17 protein-coding genes are annotated in these 16857 nt (G+C 67.8%); 13 read left to right on the top strand and 4 right to left on the bottom strand.

The genetic code is table 11. The features are described 5' to 3' along the window. The first annotated feature begins 38 nt into the window (after nucleotides 1-38). The 4 genes from B146_RS0107610 (at nucleotide 39) to B146_RS28940 (ending at nucleotide 3858) form a co-directional block, all read left to right on the top strand. Nucleotides 39-968 carry an electron transfer flavoprotein subunit alpha/FixB family protein gene (locus B146_RS0107610; protein ID WP_019995831.1) on the top strand — a complete coding sequence of 310 codons (930 nt, stop codon included), beginning with the start codon at nucleotides 39-41 and terminating at the stop codon, nucleotides 966-968. Nucleotides 969-993: 25 nt separating this feature from the next. Beyond that, nucleotides 994-1872: a 3-hydroxybutyryl-CoA dehydrogenase gene (locus B146_RS0107605; protein WP_019995830.1), complete on the top strand. Its 879-nt coding sequence runs from the start codon at nucleotides 994-996 to the stop codon at nucleotides 1870-1872. Between the two features lie 345 nt (nucleotides 1873-2217). Further along, complete coding sequence (locus B146_RS0107600) at nucleotides 2218-2943, top strand: hypothetical protein (RefSeq protein ID WP_019995829.1); 726 nt, start codon at nucleotides 2218-2220, stop codon at nucleotides 2941-2943. Nucleotides 2944-3078: 135 nt separating this feature from the next. Then, nucleotides 3079-3858, top strand: a complete 780-nt coding sequence (locus B146_RS28940; RefSeq protein ID WP_155897413.1) for a hypothetical protein — start codon at nucleotides 3079-3081, stop codon at nucleotides 3856-3858. 164 nt (nucleotides 3859-4022) lie between these two features. Here B146_RS28940 and tlpA read toward each other — a convergent pair whose 3' ends face one another. After that, complete coding sequence (gene tlpA / locus B146_RS0107595; protein WP_019995828.1) at nucleotides 4023-4706, bottom strand: thiol:disulfide interchange protein TlpA; 684 nt, start codon at nucleotides 4704-4706, stop codon at nucleotides 4023-4025. 42 nt (nucleotides 4707-4748) lie between these two features. On the opposite strand from tlpA, the gene argH reads away from it, so the two are divergent. From argH to tam, 5 genes are all read left to right on the top strand, one after another. Then, nucleotides 4749-6125 carry an argininosuccinate lyase gene (gene argH, locus B146_RS0107590; protein WP_019995827.1) on the top strand — a complete coding sequence of 459 codons (1377 nt, stop codon included), beginning with the start codon at nucleotides 4749-4751 and terminating at the stop codon, nucleotides 6123-6125. 78 nt (nucleotides 6126-6203) lie between these two features. Further along, a complete protein-coding gene (locus B146_RS0107585; RefSeq protein WP_019995826.1) occupies nucleotides 6204-6461 on the top strand; it encodes a hypothetical protein in 258 nt (85 codons plus the stop codon). Between the two features lie 34 nt (nucleotides 6462-6495). Further along, on the top strand, nucleotides 6496-7761 hold the full coding sequence (gene lysA / locus B146_RS0107580; protein WP_019995825.1) for a diaminopimelate decarboxylase: 1266 nt from the start codon (nucleotides 6496-6498) through the stop codon (nucleotides 7759-7761). 224 nt (nucleotides 7762-7985) lie between these two features. Continuing rightward, complete coding sequence (locus B146_RS0107575; protein ID WP_019995824.1) at nucleotides 7986-10673, top strand: TIGR02302 family protein; 2688 nt, start codon at nucleotides 7986-7988, stop codon at nucleotides 10671-10673. Between the two features lie 97 nt (nucleotides 10674-10770). Further along, nucleotides 10771-11559 (top strand): trans-aconitate 2-methyltransferase, encoded by a 789-nt coding sequence (gene tam, locus B146_RS0107570; RefSeq protein ID WP_019995823.1) that lies wholly within the window; start codon nucleotides 10771-10773, stop codon nucleotides 11557-11559. A 53-nt stretch (nucleotides 11560-11612) separates the two neighbouring features. Here tam and B146_RS0107565 read toward each other — a convergent pair whose 3' ends face one another. The 3 genes from B146_RS0107565 to B146_RS0107555 form a co-directional block, all read right to left on the bottom strand. After that, complete coding sequence (locus B146_RS0107565) at nucleotides 11613-12020, bottom strand: response regulator (RefSeq protein WP_019995822.1); 408 nt, start codon at nucleotides 12018-12020, stop codon at nucleotides 11613-11615. Between the two features lie 219 nt (nucleotides 12021-12239). After that, complete coding sequence (gene hpt / locus B146_RS0107560; RefSeq protein ID WP_019995821.1) at nucleotides 12240-12776, bottom strand: hypoxanthine phosphoribosyltransferase; 537 nt, start codon at nucleotides 12774-12776, stop codon at nucleotides 12240-12242. A 111-nt stretch (nucleotides 12777-12887) separates the two neighbouring features. After that, the gene (locus B146_RS0107555) at nucleotides 12888-13268 is read right to left on the bottom strand and encodes a hypothetical protein (RefSeq protein WP_019995820.1); all 381 of its coding nucleotides are present in this window, start codon (nucleotides 13266-13268) and stop codon (nucleotides 12888-12890) included. Between the two features lie 192 nt (nucleotides 13269-13460). On the opposite strand from B146_RS0107555, the gene ftsE reads away from it, so the two are divergent. The 4 genes from ftsE to B146_RS0107535 all read left to right on the top strand — a co-directional run bounded on the left by ftsE (nucleotide 13461) and on the right by B146_RS0107535 (nucleotide 16698). Continuing rightward, complete coding sequence (gene ftsE / locus B146_RS0107550) at nucleotides 13461-14120, top strand: cell division ATP-binding protein FtsE (RefSeq protein ID WP_026358428.1); 660 nt, start codon at nucleotides 13461-13463, stop codon at nucleotides 14118-14120. Continuing rightward, complete coding sequence (locus B146_RS0107545) at nucleotides 14113-15078, top strand: cell division protein FtsX (protein WP_019995818.1); 966 nt, start codon at nucleotides 14113-14115, stop codon at nucleotides 15076-15078. Before ftsE ends, B146_RS0107545 begins: the two co-directional genes overlap by 8 nt. 31 nt (nucleotides 15079-15109) lie before the next feature. Continuing rightward, nucleotides 15110-15829 carry a YdcF family protein gene (locus B146_RS0107540; protein ID WP_155897412.1) on the top strand — a complete coding sequence of 240 codons (720 nt, stop codon included), beginning with the start codon at nucleotides 15110-15112 and terminating at the stop codon, nucleotides 15827-15829. Between the two features lie 83 nt (nucleotides 15830-15912). Beyond that, nucleotides 15913-16698 carry a lysophospholipid acyltransferase family protein gene (locus B146_RS0107535; protein WP_019995816.1) on the top strand — a complete coding sequence of 262 codons (786 nt, stop codon included), beginning with the start codon at nucleotides 15913-15915 and terminating at the stop codon, nucleotides 16696-16698. The last annotated feature ends 159 nt before the right edge of the window (nucleotides 16699-16857 follow it).

The following is a 16857-nucleotide window of genomic DNA, read 5'->3' as shown; positions in this document are numbered from 1 at the left end:
GGTCCATCGCCGCTTTCTTCTGATTCGAGGGTTCCCTGATGACCACGCTTCTGATCACCGAGCACGACAATGCCCATCTCTCGGGCGAGACCGCCAAGGCGCTGACCGCCGCGCTGCAACTGGGCGGCGAGGTTCACCTCCTCGTCGCGGGCGAGGCCTGCGCGCCCGTCGCCGAGGCCGCCGCCAAGCTGTCCGGCGTCGCCAAGGTGCTCGTGGCCGATGGCGCCGCCTATGGCCACGCGCTGGCCGAGCCGCTGGCCGCGCTGATCGTCCAGCTCGCCCCCGCCTATGGCGCCATCGTCGCCCCGGCCACGGCTTCGGCCAAGAACGTCCTGCCGCGCGCCGCCGCGCTGCTCGACGTCATGCAGGTTTCCGACGTCATCGCCGTTCACGGCGCCGACACGTTCGAGCGCCCGATCTATGCCGGCAACGCGGTGGAGACCGTGCGCTCGCGCGATCCGATCAAGCTTCTGACCGTGCGCACGGCGGCCTTCGCGGCGGCGCCTGAGGGCGGCTCGGCGCCGGTGGAAAGCGTCGCGGCGGCGAGCGATCCCGCCGTGTCGCGCTTCGTCGGCCAGGAGGTCGCCCATTCCGAGCGTCCCGACCTGTCGGGCGCCAAGGTCGTCGTCTCCGGCGGCCGCGCGCTCGGCTCGAAGGAGAAGTTCGAGGAGGTCATGCTGCCGCTCGCCGACAAGCTCGGCGCGGCGGTCGGGGCCTCCCGCGCGGCGGTGGACGCGGGCTACGCGCCGAACGACTGGCAGGTCGGCCAGACCGGCAAGGTCGTCGCGCCCGACCTTTACGTCGCGGCGGGCATCTCGGGCGCGATCCAGCATCTGGCCGGCATGAAGGATTCCAAGGTCATCGTCGCCATCAACAAGGACGAGGACGCGCCGATCTTCCAGGTCGCCGATTACGGCCTCGTCGGCGACATCTTCACGCTGGTTCCCGAACTGACGCAGAAGCTCTGAACCTTCAAGCGGGAAAGGTCTCGCCATGAGCGACATTCGCACGGTCGGCGTCGTCGGCGCCGGACAGATGGGAACGGGCATCGCTCAGGTGAGCGCGCTCGCGGGCTTCGACGTCGTGCTCTACGACGTCAGCCTGGAGCAGGCGCGCCAGGGCCTCGCCAAGGTCAGGGCGGGGCTCGAGCGGCAGGTGGCGGGCGGCAAGCTCGCCACCGAGGTCGCCGAGGCGGCGCTCTCGCGGCTGAAGCCGGCCGACGGGGTCAACGATCTCGCCCCTTGCGATCTCGTGATCGAGGCGGCGACCGAGAAGGAAGAGGTCAAGCGGCGCATCTTCGCGCAGGTCTGCCCGGTCCTGCGCCCGGACGCGGTGCTGGCCTCCAACACCTCCTCCATCTCGATCACGCGGCTGGCCGCGGGCACCGACCGGCCCGAGCGCTTTCTCGGCATCCATTTCATGAACCCGGTTCCGGTCATGAAGCTCGTCGAGCTGGTGCGCGGCATCGCGACCGACGACGCGGTGTTCGAAGACTCCAAGCGCTTCGTGGAGCGGCTCGAAAAGACGATCATCGTCTCGGAGGATTTTCCGGGCTTCATCGTCAACCGCATCCTGATCCCGATGATCAACGAGGCGATCTACACGCTGCACGAGGGCATCGGCTCGGTGGAATCGATCGACGCCTCCATGCGGCTCGGCGCCAACCATCCGATGGGTCCGTTCCAGCTCGCCGACTTCATCGGCCTCGATACGTGCCTCTCGATCATGCAGGTGCTGCATGACGGGCTGGCCGATTCGAAGTATCGCCCGTGCCCGCTTCTCGTGAAATATGTCGAGGCCGGCTGGCTCGGCCGCAAGACCAAGCGCGGCTTCTACGACTATCGCGGCGAGACGCCCGTTCCGACGCGCTGAAGGCGTTCGCGCGAGCCTCGCTCAAGGGCCCGCGCCGCCGATCCGAAGACGCGCGCCGATAGGGTTTCGGCCCGCGTTCGCTCGCACCCGACCGTCGCGTCGTCCCGCTTGGACGAGAAGGCGGTGTTTGAGACGCCCGGAACTGTCGGGGCGTCGACAAAAAGCTCGTCCAACCGTTAAGTCTGGTTCGCCGATGACGCAGCGACATGCCGCGTCCGCGGTGTCGAAGCGACGCGATCCGCCGGCTTCCTCCTTCAAGATGGCCACTTCCCTGTCGATCCGCCTCTACCGGCGGGGCGCCTGCTATCGCATGCCCGATTCTCAACTGGATGAGCGACGACTTTCATGGCGACCTGTCTGGACTATGCGAAGATCGCATATGCGGCCTATTTCAAGAGCAAGGCGCAGTATTACGAAGAGCCCTCCGGCCATATGGTCGACGATTGGGTGGTCCAGAAATGGGAAAACGGAACCGTCTTCGGAGACGGGTTCCAGGGCGGCATCTGGCAGAGCGAACGAGACGTGGTGGTGGGCTGCTGCGGCACCAATCCCAAGCAGAAGGGCAAGTTCCTGTCCGACATCAGCGCGGACGTTCGCATCGGTCTGCGCATTCTGCCCAATCAATGCACCTCGGCCCGCGGCATGGTGCGCGCCGCCAAGCAGATCGCCGCCGGACGGCGCGTATCGGTCTGCGGCCATTCGCTCGGCGGCGGTCTCGCGCAGGTCGTCGGCGTCTGGGAGCAGGTGCCCTTCGTCACCTTCAACGCGCCAGCGATGAAGCACGTGATCAAGGCCGCGCACGGCAATATCTTCAAGCCCATGATGATGCTGCGCACGATCAAGTCGAAAAGCGCCGACGACACGTCCGGCGTCAATTTTCGCATCCGGGGCCTCGGCTCCGACGGCATCGTGCGCGACGATCTCGTCAGCGCGCACGGCCTGGCCGGCGGTCACGTCGGCATGGTCGTCGACCTCGTCTCGAAAAGCACCACCGGCGCCCATGGCAAGGACACCTGCTGGCAGGCGGTGCTTGCGACCGACTGGTCTGACATCGATCCGTTCGGTGGCTGACTTGTCTCCGTTCTTCGTCTTGTTGTGACATGATGAAACAGGATGTTTGGCGAAGCCATTATATTATTGTAGATTAGATGTATTCTCTGCGCTGATTCTGTAATTTTGAATATAAAACTCTTCAAGGAGATTTCCATGGCGACCGTCTTTATCTGGAATAACAACAAGGTTGCGATACGTGGTCATACGTATCCAGGCCATGCGTCAATGAGTATCGACGACCAGTGGAAATTCTCTGGCTTGGCAAATTACGTCAGCTTTTGGCCTAGCAGCGATTCGTCTACGTTTACTAGCGCTGTGAAAAGCGATTACAACCTGCAGTTAAAAGACGATGTGGAGTCGGAAGGTGGGTATACGCCCGACCACGTAATTCGGCTTGCCAATTTTTCGAAAGAAAAAATGTTCGCTGAATGGTCTGCAGTGAAATTGGAATACAAAAACTACCAAATGCTGCGGAATAATTGCTCATCGGCGGTGGCGCGAGTTCTAAAAGCGGGGGGGCAAGGTGGGGGCGTCTGGCAAAGGCACAGCGTCGTATGGACGCCCTTGAAGGTAAAGCGCCTCGCCTTGGCAATGGGTGGGACGAAGATGAAATGGAGTGCGCTTCTGGACGAAATGGTCAAGGATGGCGCTTTGACCTTGGCGGCAGGCGAAGAGTTGAAGGACAACCGCAAGCGTGACGTACGCCATGGCATTGGATCGGCCACAGGCCTCGCCCGGCATGCTGGGGGAGTTCGGGTAGGACCGTCGCTTGCGCCGTCCCCCAGTTGGGCAACTCCTAGTTCCACTGTGTCAAGTGGTTCCATGCTTGGCACATCGCTTACGACCATCTTCGATACGATCGACGCCCTTGGCGGAGACGACGGCGACGACGACGATCGAGCTTCTCAGAAGAGGAAAAGGCTTGTTCGGTAGCGGCAGGGCTGCCTTCAGGTCCTCCAGGACCGTTGCAAAAGATGCCTTGTGAAATGTCGACTGGCTTTCACGCTTGGGTGGTGCGTGAACCAAGCTCATGAAAGGGCTCTGCGAACCTAATTTTCGCCGACACCGCTCTCCTGCGCGGCATAGCGCCTTCTAATCTACCCTGTGGGCGAGGCGTCCGCCCGCTTCATGACATCGACCAGAGCCAGCGCGTCCGGGCTCGACCAGTGCGCGGCGCCGTTCATCGCGGCGCGGGCGCAGCCCTCGGCATCGACCAGGAGCGTCACCGGCAGGCCGAAGGCGACGCCCGCCTTCTTCAGTTCGTTGAAGACGCCCATCGTCTCGTCGCGGAAGAAGGGCAGGGCGGTGAGCTTGGTCTCGGTGTAGAAGGCCTTGGGCTTTTCCACGTCGCCGAGGTCGATATTGATCGGCACCACGGCGAAGCTCTCGTCGCCCGCCTCCCGCTCCAGCTCGTCGAGCGCCGGCATCTCGGCCCGGCAGGGCACGCACCAGGTCGCCCAGATGTTGACGAGCAGCGACTGGCCCTTCATCGCGCCGAGGCTCGTCATCTGCCCCGCGCCGTCCTTGAAGGCGATCTGCGTGGCGTCGAAGGGCTGGTCCAGCGTCAGGAGCGCGGCGACTTCGCCCTTGGAGGCCGCGTCCAGCGCCTGCCGCAACCCGTCCTTTGCGGGGCAGGCGGCGACGCTCGCGTTGCCAGAGCGCGTTTCCATCACGTATACGCCGAACGCGCCGGCACACACGCCGGCCAGAAGAGCAAGGCCGACGATCCGGCCCGCGCGGCGCTTTTGCGTCGGCGGCGTGGTGGGGTCGAGGTCGGACATCGGCAAAGGGGCCTTTTCGTGAGCGGCAAGACAAGCAACGAAATGTGGGGCGGACGCTTCGCTTCCGGCCCCAGCGCGATCATGGAGGCGATCAACGCCTCCATCTCCTTCGACAAGCGGCTTTACCGCGAAGACATCGCCGGGTCGATCGCGCATTCGGCCATGCTGGCCGAGAAGGGCATCATCTCGCCCGAAGACGCGGCGGAAATCAGGCGCGGCCTCGAACAGATCCGCACCGAGATCGACGAGGGACGCTTCGAGTTCTCCGTCGCGCATGAGGACATTCACATGAATGTCGAGGCGCGTCTGGCGAGCCTGATCGGCCCGGCCGCCGGGCGTCTTCACACCGCGCGCTCGCGCAACGATCAGGTGGCCGTCGATTTCCGCCTCTTCGTCAAGAACGCCGCCCGCGATCTCGACCGCGCGCTGCGCCTCCTGATCGAGGCGCTGGTGGACCGGGCCGAGGAACATGCCGCAACCGTGATGCCGGGCTTCACCCATCTGCAGGCCGCCCAGCCCGTCACCTTCGGCCATCATTGCCTCGCCTATGCCGAAATGGCCGGGCGCGACCGGGGCCGCGTGCAGGATGCGATCCGGCGCATGGACGAATCGCCGCTCGGCGCGGCCGCGCTCGCCGGCACGGGCTTCCCGATCGACCGGCACCGGACGGCCGAGGCGCTCGGCTTCCGCGAGCCGACGCGCAATTCGCTGGATTCGGTCTCGGATCGCGATTTCGCGCTGGAATTCCTGTCGGCCGCCTCGATCGCCGCCATGCACCTGTCGCGTCTCGCCGAAGAGATCGTGATCTGGTCGACGCCGCAATTCGATTTCGTGCGCCTGTCCGACGCCTTCTCCACCGGCTCCTCGATCATGCCGCAGAAGAAGAATCCGGACGCCGCCGAGCTGGTGCGCGCCAAGACCGGCCGCATCAACGGCTCGCTAATGGCGCTGCTCACCATCATGAAGGGCCTGCCTTTGTCCTATTCCAAGGACATGCAGGAGGACAAGGAACAGGTCTTCGACGCGATCGACAACCTCGCCCTCGCGCTCGCCGCCGTCACGGGCATGATGCGCGATCTGAAGGTCAACGCCGAGAAGATGCGGGCCGCGGCGGGCGCCGGCTTCTCCACGGCGACGGATCTCGCCGACTGGCTGGTGCGCGAGCTCGGCCTGCCCTTCCGCGAGGCCCATCACGTGACCGGCCGCGCCGTCGCCATGGCCGAGGAGCGGCGCGTGGCGCTCGAAGCCCTGCCGATCGAGGACCTGCGCCAGCTCGACGCGCGCATCACCGACGCGATCTACTCGGTGCTGTCGGTGGACGCGTCGGTCGCCAGCCGCACGAGCTTTGGCGGCACCGCGCCCGAAAACGTGCGCGCCCAGGTGCGCTACTGGCGCGAGCGTCTCGGCAGCGAAGGCTGATCTTGCGGGGTGATTTCGCCGCGCGGACGGTCTATGGGTTGGAAAAGGCCGGACGATCCGGCGAAACGGACGGACGGCATGAACAGACGTGGGATCACCCTGGCGCTCGGTCTGGCTCTGGCGACGGCGCTCGCCGGCTGCGGCGTGAAGTCCGTGCCCGTCGCCCAGCGCGCCGACGGCCAGCCGGCGCGCACCGTTGTGCCCGCGCCGGACGGTACGGCGCGCCTGCCCAAGGCGACGCCGCTCGCCTCCAACCTGTCCGTCGTGCCGACCGAGATCACCCGCAATCCCGGCGCCGAGAAGAAACCGTTCCTTCTCGACGGTCTCCTGAACTGATTCTCCTTCCGCTCTCTTCCGCCCGGCCCCTTCCATGAACCATTTCGAGTATCGCGACGGCATCCTGCATGGCGAGGAGGTCGACATCCGTGCGATCGCCGCCGAGGTCGGAACGCCCTTCTACTGCTATTCCACCGCCACGCTGGAGCGCCATTTCCGCGTCTTCGCGGAAGCCTTCGCCGATATCGACGCCACCGTCTGCTACGCGATGAAGGCCAATTCGAACCAGGCCGTGTTGAAGACGCTGGCCCGGCTCGGCGCGGGCGCGGACGTCGTCTCGGGCGGCGAATTGAAGCGTGCGCTCGCGGCCGGCATTGCGCCGGAGAAGATCATGTTCTCGGGCGTCGGCAAGACCGCGGCGGAGATCGACGCGGGGTTGGACGCCGGCATCTTCTGCTTCAACATCGAATCCGAGCCCGAGCTGCGCGCCATCTCCGCGCGCGCCGAGGCGCTCGGTCGCACCGCGCATGTGTCCTTCCGCATCAACCCGGATGTCGACGCGCGCACCCATGCCAAGATTTCCACCGGCAAGAAGTCCGACAAGTTCGGCATCGCCTTCGAGCGGGCCGAAGCGGTCTACGATCTGGCAAGCAAGCTGCCGGGCATCACCGTGTCGGGCATCGACATGCATATCGGCTCGCAGATCACCGAGCTCGAGCCCTTCGACCTCGCCTTCGCCAAGCTCGCCGAACTCGTCGGCCGGCTGCGCGCCAGGGGGCACCGGATCACCCATGTCGATCTCGGCGGCGGGCTCGGCGTGCCCTATCGCGCCTCGAACGAGCCGCCTCCCGGCCCGCCGGCCTATGCCGAGACCGTGAAGAAGCATGTGCGCGCGCTCGGCGCCAAGGTCGTGTTCGAGCCGGGCCGGCTGATCGCGGCCAATGCCGGCATTCTCGTCACCGAAGTCGTCTATGTGAAGGAAGAGGCGGGCCGCCGCTTCCTGATCGTGGACGCGGCGATGAACGACCTGATCCGCCCGACGCTCTACGAGGCCTGGCACGAAATCCGCCCCGTGGTGGAGCCCGACGCGCATCAGGACTATGTCGTGGCCGACGTCGTCGGGCCGGTCTGCGAGAGCGGCGACTTCCTCGCCAAGGAACGCTCGCTGCCCGAGGCCAAGCCGGGCGATCTCCTGGCGGTCGCCTCGGCCGGCGCCTATGGCGCGGTGCAGGCGAGCACCTACAACACCCGCGCGTTGATCCCGGAAGTGCTGGTGAAGGGCGATCGCTTCGCCGTGGTCCGCCCGCGCTTCACGGTGGACGAGATCATCGCGCTCGACCGCGTGCCCGACTGGCTCTGACGGGCGGTTCGGAACGAAAGCTCGGTCGCTCTGCCGCCGGCCTTCCTGACGGCGCGCCGGGCCGCGTCGTTCACGCCTTCGCGACGGCCTCGTCTTCGCCATAGAAACTGTTAAGTTACTGACATGACCGGGGCAGGGTGCCGGGAGGGCCGCGCCTTTCCGGCCTTGAGCCCCTTGGGGCGGCCGGATCTGTGCCGGCCGCCGAACCCATTGGAAGCGGCGCGATGGCTGAGCCTGCCCCTGATCACTCCCCGGTCGCCGGCGCCCCCGTCCGGGCGCGGGCCGGCGCGCTGGCTTCGCTGGTTCTGGAGCGCCTTTGGCCGCTTCTCGTCGGCCTCGCCGGTCTCGTCGCGCTGTTTCTGACGCTGTCCTGGTTCGGCCTGTTCGCCGCCGCACCCTTCCTTCTGCGCCTCGCGCTGCTCGCGGGTTTCGTCCTTGCTGGGCTCGCTCTTCTCTGGCGCGCGCGCGGTTTCCGCTGGCCGCGCCGGGGCGAGATCGTCGCGCGCATCGAGGCCGAAAGCCGGCTCCTTCACCAGCCGCTGGCCGCACAGAGCGACCGGGCGGCGAGCGAGGACCCGTTCGCGCGGGCGCTGTGGCAGGAGCATCAGCGCCGGATGCGCGAGCAATTGTCGCGGCTGCGCGGCGGTGCGCCGCGCACGCGGACCTATCGGCTCGATCCGCTCGGCCTTCGCGCCCTCGTCGCGGCGCTGTTCGTCACCGCCTTCGCCTATTCCTTCGGCCCGAACGGCGGCCGCGTGGCCGATGCGCTCAGCGGCGGCGAAGTGCCGCTTCTGACGGCTGCCCGCATCGACGCCTGGGCGACGCCGCCGGGCTATACGGGCCGCGCGCCGATCTTTCTCGCCGAGGACGCGGCGGGGCCGCTGGAGGTGCCGGAAGGCACGATCCTGTCCCTGCGCCTGTCGGACGGAGACGGCACCAAGGTCCTCTTCACGCCGGAGGGCGGCGAGGCGCAGGCGCTCGTGCCCGTCACGCCCGAAACCGTCGATGCGGCGGGTGCGGCGAGCGCGCCCGCGCCTGCACCCGCTGGCGGCGCGGCGCAATACGAGCTTCCCCTGAACGCGGCGGGTTCGGTGCGCGTCGAGACGGTGCTGCGCACCTTGCGCGACTGGCGTTTCGCGGTTCTCCCCGATCATCCGCCCGTCGTGCGCTTCGACGGCGAGCCCAAGCGCGGGCGCGGCAATGCGCTCGACATGGCCTTCCTCGTGACGGACGATTACGGCGCAGCCTCCGGCAAGGCGCTGCTTCAGCTGCGCGAGCCGGTCGCCCCCGGCGCGCGGCCGCTCGTGCCGATCCCCGAGGTTCAGCTCGCCATGCCGCGCCGCACGAAGGGCGAGGCCAAGGGCCGCACCTCGCTGGACCTCACCGAAAGTCCCTATGCCGGCGCGAAGGTCGCCATGGTTCTGCAGGTGCAGGACGATGCTGGGCAGGTCGGCGAGTCCCAGCCGGTCGAGGTGACGATCCCCGAGCGCCGCTTCAGCGATCCGCTGGCGCGCGCCGTGATCGAGCAGCGCCGCATTCTGGCGCTCAACGCCCATGCCGCGTCGCGCGTGGTCGACATGCTGGACGCGGTGACGCTGCGCGGCGACGAGTTCATCGCCAAGCCCGCCGACTATCTCGCGCTTCGCGCCGCGCGCGAGCGCATCGCCTCGGCGCGCGACGATGCGACGCTTCTGTCGGCGGTGGATTTCCTCTGGGCCATCGCGCTCGGCATCGAGGATGGCGGCCTGTCGGTGGCCGAGCGGCAGCTGCGCGACGCGCAGGACAAGCTTTCCGAGGCGCTGCGCAACAATGCCGGCGAGGAAGAGATCGCGCGCCTGACGCAGGAGCTGCGCGAGGCCATGCAGCAATATCTCCAGGCCATGGCCGAGGCGATGCGCAACATGCCGCCGCAGAGCCAGAGCCAGATGGGCGAGATGCAGGAAATCCGGCCGCAGGATCTCGACCGGATGCTGGACCGGATCGAGGATCTGGCGCGCTCGGGCTCGCGCGACGCCGCGCAGCAGCTCCTGTCCGAACTCAACCAGATGATGCAGAGCCTCCAGGCCATGCGGCCGGGTCAGCAGGGGCAACAGGGCCAGCAGGCCCAGAGCCCGATGCAGCAGCAGATGAACCAGCTCGGCGAGATGCTCCAGCGCCAGCAGAAGCTGATGGACGAGACCTTCGAGATGGGCCGTCAGCAGATGCGCCGGCAGATGGAAGCCGAGCGCCAGATGCAGAACGAGGAGCAGGCGGGCCAGCAGGGACAGCAGGGACAGCAAGGGCAACAGGGCCAGCAGGGGCAACAAGGCCAGCAAGGCCAGCCGCAGGGCGGCGAAGGGCAGCCCCCGACCGCCGAGCAGCTTCAGGCGCTCAAGGACAGGCTCCAGCGCGAGCAGGGCCAGCTCCAGAAGGACCTCCAGGCCCTGCAGGACGCGATGAAGGGCCAGGGCATGCAGCCGAGCCAGGATTTCGGGCAGGCCGGCGAGTCCATGGGCCGCGCGCAAGGCGCGATCGGACAGGGGAATGACGGCGAGGCGGTCGGTCAGCAGGGCGACGCTATGGCGGCGCTGCGGCGCGGCGCGCAGGACGCGATGCGCCAGATGCAGCAGGCCATGGGCCAGGGCGAGGGGCAGGGCCAGGGGCAAGGCCAGCAGCCCGGCCAGGGGCAGCAGCCGGGCCAGGGGCAGATGGGGCAGGGCTACGGCCCCGGCCGCCAGCGCTCCGGCCTCGACCCGCTCGGCCGCGAGCGCCAGACGCAGGGTCCCGATTTCGGCAGCGATGTCGGCGTGCCCGACGAGATCGACATCCAGCGCGCGCGCCAGATTCTCGATCAGATCCGCGAGCGCCTCGGCCGCCAGCTCTCGCCTCAGGAAGAGCGCGACTATCTGGAGCGCCTGCTCCGCACGCCCTGACGGAGCGCCGCCGGCTCGGCGTCTGCTCCCGATCCCTCTCGCCCCGCGCGGGCGAGGGGTCTAAGACGGGGGCCTGACGAACAGGAGGACCCCGGTCATGGCGGATTGGAACCCGGCGCTCTACAGCCGTTTCGAGGAGGAGCGCACGCGCCCGGCGCGCGATCTTCTCGCCCGCTGCCGCCTCGGTGGCGATCCGCACGGCGCGGGGCTGCGCATCGCCGATCTCGGCTGCGGGCCGGGCAATTCCACCGAGCTTCTGTTCGAGCGTTTTCCGGAGGCCGAGATCACCGGCTTCGATACGTCGGACGCCATGCTCGAACAGGCGCGGCAGCGCCTGCCGGCCTGCCGCTTCGAGCGCGGCGATATCGGCGCCTTCGCGCCGGAGCGCCCCTTCGACCTCGTCTACGCCAATGCCTCGCTGCAATGGGTGCGCGGCCACGAGCGCTTGGTCCCCGCGCTCTTTGCCCATGTCGCGCCGGGCGGGCTGCTCGCCGCGCAGATCCCCGACAATCTCGCCGAACCGAGCCAGACGGCCATGCGCCGCATCGCGCGCGAGCCCGTCTTCGCGCCCTTCCTCGATGGGATGGACGAAGCGCGGGAGACGATCCCGCCGCGCGCGTCCTATTACGACTGGCTGGTCCGCGAGGCGCGCGAGGTGGATGTCTGGACCACGGTCTACGAACATCCGATGGACGGCGCGCTGGCGATCACCGACTGGTTCCGCTCCACGGGCCTGAAGCCCTTCATCGATCCGCTGCCGGAAAAGGAGCGCGCGCTTTTCCTCGATCGCTACACGCAGGAAATGGAGGAGCTTTACGGCGAGCGCGCCGACGGGCGCCGGCTCCTGGCTTTCCCGCGTCTCTTCTTCGTGGCGCGCCGGCGCTGAAACGAGAAAGGGCGGCTCGAAGGCCGCCCTTTCGCCGATCCATTCGTTCGCGCTCAGCCGTAGCGGCGCATCAGAAACAAGTCTTCGTCGGCCGAGGGGTCGCGCAGCGCCTGTGCCACGCGCAGCCGGATTTCGGCGAGCGTGAAGGGCTTGTCCACGACGCCAAGGATGATTTCCCGAAGGTCTTCCGCCGCCTCGCGCTGCTCGGCATAGCCGGTCATCAGGAGGATCGGCAGGTCCGGAAAGGCCGTGCGCGCGGCATAGGCCAACTCGATGCCGGTCAGCGCGGGCATGCGAATGTCGGAGAGAACGAGGTCGAAGCGACCGTTCTCCTCCGCCAGGATGTCGATCGCCATTTCGCCGTCCTCGGCCATGACGACCTCATGCCCTTCCATGCGCAACGCACGGGCCACGAGGAGGCGCACACCCGCTTCGTCTTCCGCGATCAGAATTCTCGCCATGGTCCGACAACTCCCACACACCGGATCGACCGGCCGGAAACAGGCAAACACGCGCCCGTCTGCGGATTATTCCGCGATATCCTTGTGCGAAGCCTTACGAAGCGTGGTGAAGAAAGGGTGAAATGGAACATGTCCGGTTCACCGGACATATTCCGGCTCCTCGTTCGTCGCCTCGTCCGGGCGCGAAAGCCGAGCCGGCTTTCGCTGGATGCTCGGCGACTAGCTGACGACGCGTCCGACGAAGGGCAGTTCGCGGAACGTGTGGGCGACGTCCATGCCGTATCCGACCACGAAATGGTCGGGGCATTCGAAACCGACGAAATCGGCCTCGAGTTCCACGACGCGGCGCATCCGCTTGTCCAGGAGCACGGCGATCTCGGCGCCGGTCGCCCCGCGCGAGAGCATGAGGTCGCGGGCGAATTTCAGCGTGCGGCCCGACTCCAGGATGTCGTCGACGATCAGAACCTTGCGCCCGGCGATCTGGCCTTCCAGATCGCGCACGATGCGCACGTCGCCGCCGACCGTTCCCGTACCGTAGGAGGAGAGCTGGATGAACTCCACCTCCGGCGCGATGTGGTGCTTGTGCAGGGCGCGGATCAGATCGGCCGTGAACACGAAGGAGCCCTTGAGCACCGCGACGACGAGGAGATTGTCGGGCTTGCGCGCCGCGATCTCGCCGGCGAGGCGCTCGATCTCAGTTGCGATCTCCTCTTCGGAAAACAGCGTCTCGATGGTCTTGCCGCGCACGCGGATCATGGGGCGCCTCGTCAGGGAGGAGGAGAAGGAAGCCTTCGTCAGGCCGGCCGGGCGCGGATCAGACCGCGAGGACGCCTGTCAGGTCAAGGCCGGAGCGCGAAAAGCCCTGCCTTATCCACGCGTTGCGACATCGGCGTGAACCGCCGCCGTGGCGGGCGCCGGCGCGGTGGGGGAGGTGGGCGCGGCGAGGAAGGAAAGAAGGGCGAACAGGCAGATCATCAGCCGCGTCTCGACGCTCATGTCGCGCGCGGTCCCGCGCCGGGAGCCGAGATCGCGCGAGCGCGGCGGCGGCGCGCAATTGGTGTTGGCGGTCTCGAACCCTTCCCAGCTATAGACCTCACCGGGGGCCGGCGCCGGGCTGGCTGCCGGCGCGGCGGCGGCCACGCGCCGGGCTTCGAGGTCGATCACGAGGCCGACGCTGTCGCGCCAGGGCGTCGGGTCGTAGGCATGGGCGTTGGCATGGGCGGCGGAGGAAGCCTGGCGGGAGCGCATGGGCCGATCCTGCTGAACGAGGGCGGCCGAGGAGGCCGTTTGGTCAGGAACCGGTAAGCTCGCATGGTTAACAAGGCGTAAAGAGTTTCGGGTCCGCCGGCTTGCCGGGCCGGCCCGAATGGCGCCGGAATGCTGCGCGAAACGAGGGACGAATCCGGCACCGCGACGCCGGTCAGGGAAAGGCGCAACGGATTGATCCGGTTCGAGAATGTGGGTCTGCGCTACGACATGGGCCCGGAAGTGCTGCGCGATCTCACCTTCGAGATCCGCGCCCGCTCGTTCCAGTTCCTGACCGGCCCGTCGGGCGCCGGCAAGACCAGCCTCCTGCGCATGTTGTTCCTGGCGCTGAAGCCGACGCGCGGCACGATCACCGTGCTCGGGCGGGACGCTGCGACCTTGAAGCGCACGGACCTGCCGGCCATTCGCCGCCGCATCGGGGTCGTGTTCCAGGACTTCCGCCTGCTCGACCACATGACGACCTACGAGAATGTCGCGCTGCCGCTTCGCGTGCGCGGCAAGGACGAGGCGAGCTACCGGCAGGACGTGATCGACCTGATCCGCTGGGTGGGGCTCGGCGACCGGCTGGACGCGCCGCCGCTCGTCCTGTCGGGCGGCGAGAAGCAGCGCGCGGCGATCGCCCGCGCGCTGATCGACCAGCCCGACATTCTCCTTGCCGACGAGCCGACCGGCAATGTCGATCCGCCGCTGGCGCGCCGTCTCCTGCGCCTCTTCATGGAACTCAACCGCACCGGCACGGCGGTGGTGATCGCGACGCACGATCTGGCACTGATGGAACAGGTGGAAGCGCGCCGGCTGGTGCTCGGAGACGGGCGGCTCGACATCTATGATTGACCGGCTTCTCACCCTCCTGCGGCTGCGCCCCGCCTCGGACGCTCGCTCCGCGCCGATCGTGCCGCCCGGCAATGTCGCGGGCCGCGCGCTCCTGACGGTGATCGCGATCATGACCTTTCTCGCCAGCCTCACGGTGGGCGCGGTGACGCTCGTGTCCGACACGGCGGCGCAGTGGCAGTCGCAGATCGCGCGCGAGGTGACGGTGCAGGTGCGGCCCGACGAAGGGCTCGACATGGCGGACGCTCTGCGCAAGGTTCAGGTGACGGCGCTCGCGACGCCCGGCATTCTCTCGGCCGACCTCTTGGACGACGCCGCGACGAACCGCCTCCTGGAGCCCTGGCTGGGCCAAGGGCTCGACCTCGACGATCTGCCGGTGCCGCGCCTCGTGGTGATCGCCATCGACGAGGACAACCCGCCCGACTTCGCCGCGCTCGGCCGCACGATCCGCGAGGCGGTGCCCCAGGCGAGCCTCGACGATCATCGCGCCTGGGTGTCGCGTCTCGTCTCCATGGCCCATGCGACCGTGCTGACCGGCGTCGCCATTCTCGCGCTCGTTCTGGTGGCGACGGTGCTCACCGTCGTCTTCGCCACGCGCGGTGCGATGACCGGCAATCGCCACATCATCGAGGTCCTGCATTTCGTCGGCGCGCGGGGCTCCTTCATCGCCGCCGAGTTCCAGCGCCATTTCCTGAAGCTCGGCCTGATAGGCGCGCTGGCCGGCGGCGCGGTGGCGCTCGTCGTGTTCTTTCTCTTCGGCCGCTGGACGGCGGCCAATCAGGCGACGCCGGAGGCCGACCAGATCAGCGCCCTGTTCGGCTCCTTCGCCATCGGCTGGACCGGCTATGGCGGCGTTCTCCTGCTGATCGTCCTCATTGGACTGTTGACGGCGATCACGTCTCGCATAACCGTGATCCGGCAATTGGCCGCCATCGACATGCTCTCGCCGGTGGAGGCTTGAACGAATGACCGAGAACAGACGTTGAAGGCGCATGGCCGGTACGGTTGAGCTGGAGAGGGAGCGAGCGGAACGGGACGCCCGGCGCGGCAGGCGCCGCACGAGGCGGCGCCTCGCCGTGGCCGTGCTTCTGTTCGGCTTTGCGGCCGGCGCCTATCTCGCCGGCGGCTTCGTGCGCTTCGCGCGCGACGTGGCGCTGCTCACCACGCCGCCCGAAACCGCGCGGGCGGACGGGATCGTCGTGCTGACGGGCGGCGAGCAGCGCCTGAAGCAGGGCATCGAGCTCCTGCGCAACGGGGACGGGCAGCGGCTTCTCATCAGCGGCGTCAACCGGGGCACCAGCGCCCGGGCTCTCGCCCGCACCACCGGCACCGACAATGCGCTTTTCGACTGCTGCGTCGATCTCGACTACGAGGCGCTGAACACGATCGGCAATGCCGAGATGACGACGCGCTGGGCGCGCCAGCACGGCTTTCACCGCCTTCTCCTCGTGACGAGCGACTATCACATTCCGCGCTCGCTGCTCGAAATGGCCGATGTGCCGGACGCGCCGGAAATCGTTCCCTATCCCGTCTCGCCCGACAAGCTCTGGCGGCCCGACGGTTGGCCGACGCGCCTCGGCCTGCGGCTTCTGGCAACCGAATATGCCAAGGTCCTGGCGGTGAAGGCGCGCGTCGCCTGGCACCATGTCGTGTCGCAGGAGCGCGAACATCGCGTGGCCGGGCGCGAAGACGCGCAAGCGTCCTTCAAATAGCGGGCAAAGCCTCGTAAGACGGCGGACGAGGGCTCGCGCGACCGCGCCGGGCTCCATCCCGCTCGGCCTTTGCGACCCGTTTCATGACGCTTGTTCGATCCATCACCTTCCAGATCCTGTTCTATTCCAATCTGGCGGGGCAGATGCTGCTCTATCTTCCCGTCTTCTTCCTCCTGCCCGAGCGGGCCTGCTGGTGGATCGTCAAGAGCTGGGGGCGAAGCAGCCTTTGGCTCCTGCGCCATCTGGCCGGCACGCGCTCGGTCGTGACGGGCCAGGAGAACATTCCCGCCGGCCCCGTCCTCGTCGCCTCCAAGCACCAGTCCTTCTGGGAGGTGATCGCGCTTCTGCCCCATCTGGAGAAGCCGACCTTCATCCTGAAGAAGGAGCTGATGCGCATTCCCGTCTTCGGCTGGTACGCCAAGCGGATGGGCATGATCCCGGTGGATCGCCAGCGGCGCGGCGCCGTCCTGCCGAGCCTGCTCGGCGAGGCGCGCAAGGCGATCGCGGACGGGCGGCAGATCATCATCTTTCCGGAGGGCACGCGGGCCGCGCCCGGCACGCCGCCGAACTACCGGCCCGGCATCCATTTCCTCTACGACGCGCTCCAGCTGACGGTGGTGCCGGTGGCGCTGAATTCCGGCCTGTTCTGGCCCCGGCAGGCGGTGCGCCGCCAGCCCGGCACGATCCGCGCCGAGTTCCTGCCTCCGATCGGCCCCGGCCTGTCGCGCGAGGCGCTGCTGCGCGAGATGGGCGGGCGGATCGAGGCCCGCTCCAACGCCCTGATGCGCCAGGCGCTCGCCGACCATCCGGCCCTGCCGGTCAGCCCGCTTCTCGCGGACCACCTCGCCCGCACGCCCGACGCGGCCTGAAGGGCCTCGCTCCCCGAGCCGTCCCCTTCCGCGTCTGCCGAGGGGGCGGCTCGAGACCTGCCGGCCCCGAGACCTGCCGGCCCCGAGACCTGCCGGTCTGCGGTCGGCGGTCGAAACGGCGACAAAGCAAGCGGCTCTCCGAAACGTGCGCCCCGAGCG

The organism is Aureimonas ureilytica DSM 18598 = NBRC 106430 (assembly GCF_000382705.1).
GTDB lineage: Bacteria > Pseudomonadota > Alphaproteobacteria > Rhizobiales > Rhizobiaceae > Aureimonas > Aureimonas ureilytica.
The sequence above is the reverse complement of the archived record's forward strand: the minus strand, read 5'-3'. Positions and strand labels throughout refer to the sequence as shown.

Excerpts from the sequence above, each read along its gene's own strand:
- B146_RS0107610 (WP_019995831.1), top strand. The coding sequence starts at position 39 with ATGACCACGCTTCTGATCACCGAGCACGACAATGCCCATCTCTCGGGC.
- B146_RS0107605 (WP_019995830.1), top strand. The coding sequence starts at position 994 with ATGAGCGACATTCGCACGGTCGGCGTCGTCGGCGCCGGACAGATGGGA.
- B146_RS0107600 (WP_019995829.1), top strand. The coding sequence starts at position 2,218 with ATGGCGACCTGTCTGGACTATGCGAAGATCGCATATGCGGCCTATTTC.
- B146_RS28940 (WP_155897413.1), top strand. The coding sequence starts at position 3,079 with ATGGCGACCGTCTTTATCTGGAATAACAACAAGGTTGCGATACGTGGT.
- tlpA (WP_019995828.1), bottom strand. The coding sequence starts at position 4,706 with ATGTCCGACCTCGACCCCACCACGCCGCCGACGCAAAAGCGCCGCGCG.
- argH (WP_019995827.1), top strand. The coding sequence starts at position 4,749 with ATGTGGGGCGGACGCTTCGCTTCCGGCCCCAGCGCGATCATGGAGGCG.
- B146_RS0107585 (WP_019995826.1), top strand. The coding sequence starts at position 6,204 with ATGAACAGACGTGGGATCACCCTGGCGCTCGGTCTGGCTCTGGCGACG.
- lysA (WP_019995825.1), top strand. The coding sequence starts at position 6,496 with ATGAACCATTTCGAGTATCGCGACGGCATCCTGCATGGCGAGGAGGTC.
- B146_RS0107575 (WP_019995824.1), top strand. The coding sequence starts at position 7,986 with ATGGCTGAGCCTGCCCCTGATCACTCCCCGGTCGCCGGCGCCCCCGTC.
- tam (WP_019995823.1), top strand. The coding sequence starts at position 10,771 with ATGGCGGATTGGAACCCGGCGCTCTACAGCCGTTTCGAGGAGGAGCGC.
- B146_RS0107565 (WP_019995822.1), bottom strand. The coding sequence starts at position 12,020 with ATGGCGAGAATTCTGATCGCGGAAGACGAAGCGGGTGTGCGCCTCCTC.
- hpt (WP_019995821.1), bottom strand. The coding sequence starts at position 12,776 with ATGATCCGCGTGCGCGGCAAGACCATCGAGACGCTGTTTTCCGAAGAG.
- B146_RS0107555 (WP_019995820.1), bottom strand. The coding sequence starts at position 13,268 with ATGCGCTCCCGCCAGGCTTCCTCCGCCGCCCATGCCAACGCCCATGCC.
- B146_RS0107545 (WP_019995818.1), top strand. The coding sequence starts at position 14,113 with ATGATTGACCGGCTTCTCACCCTCCTGCGGCTGCGCCCCGCCTCGGAC.
- B146_RS0107540 (WP_155897412.1), top strand. The coding sequence starts at position 15,110 with ATGGCCGGTACGGTTGAGCTGGAGAGGGAGCGAGCGGAACGGGACGCC.
- B146_RS0107535 (WP_019995816.1), top strand. The coding sequence starts at position 15,913 with ATGACGCTTGTTCGATCCATCACCTTCCAGATCCTGTTCTATTCCAAT.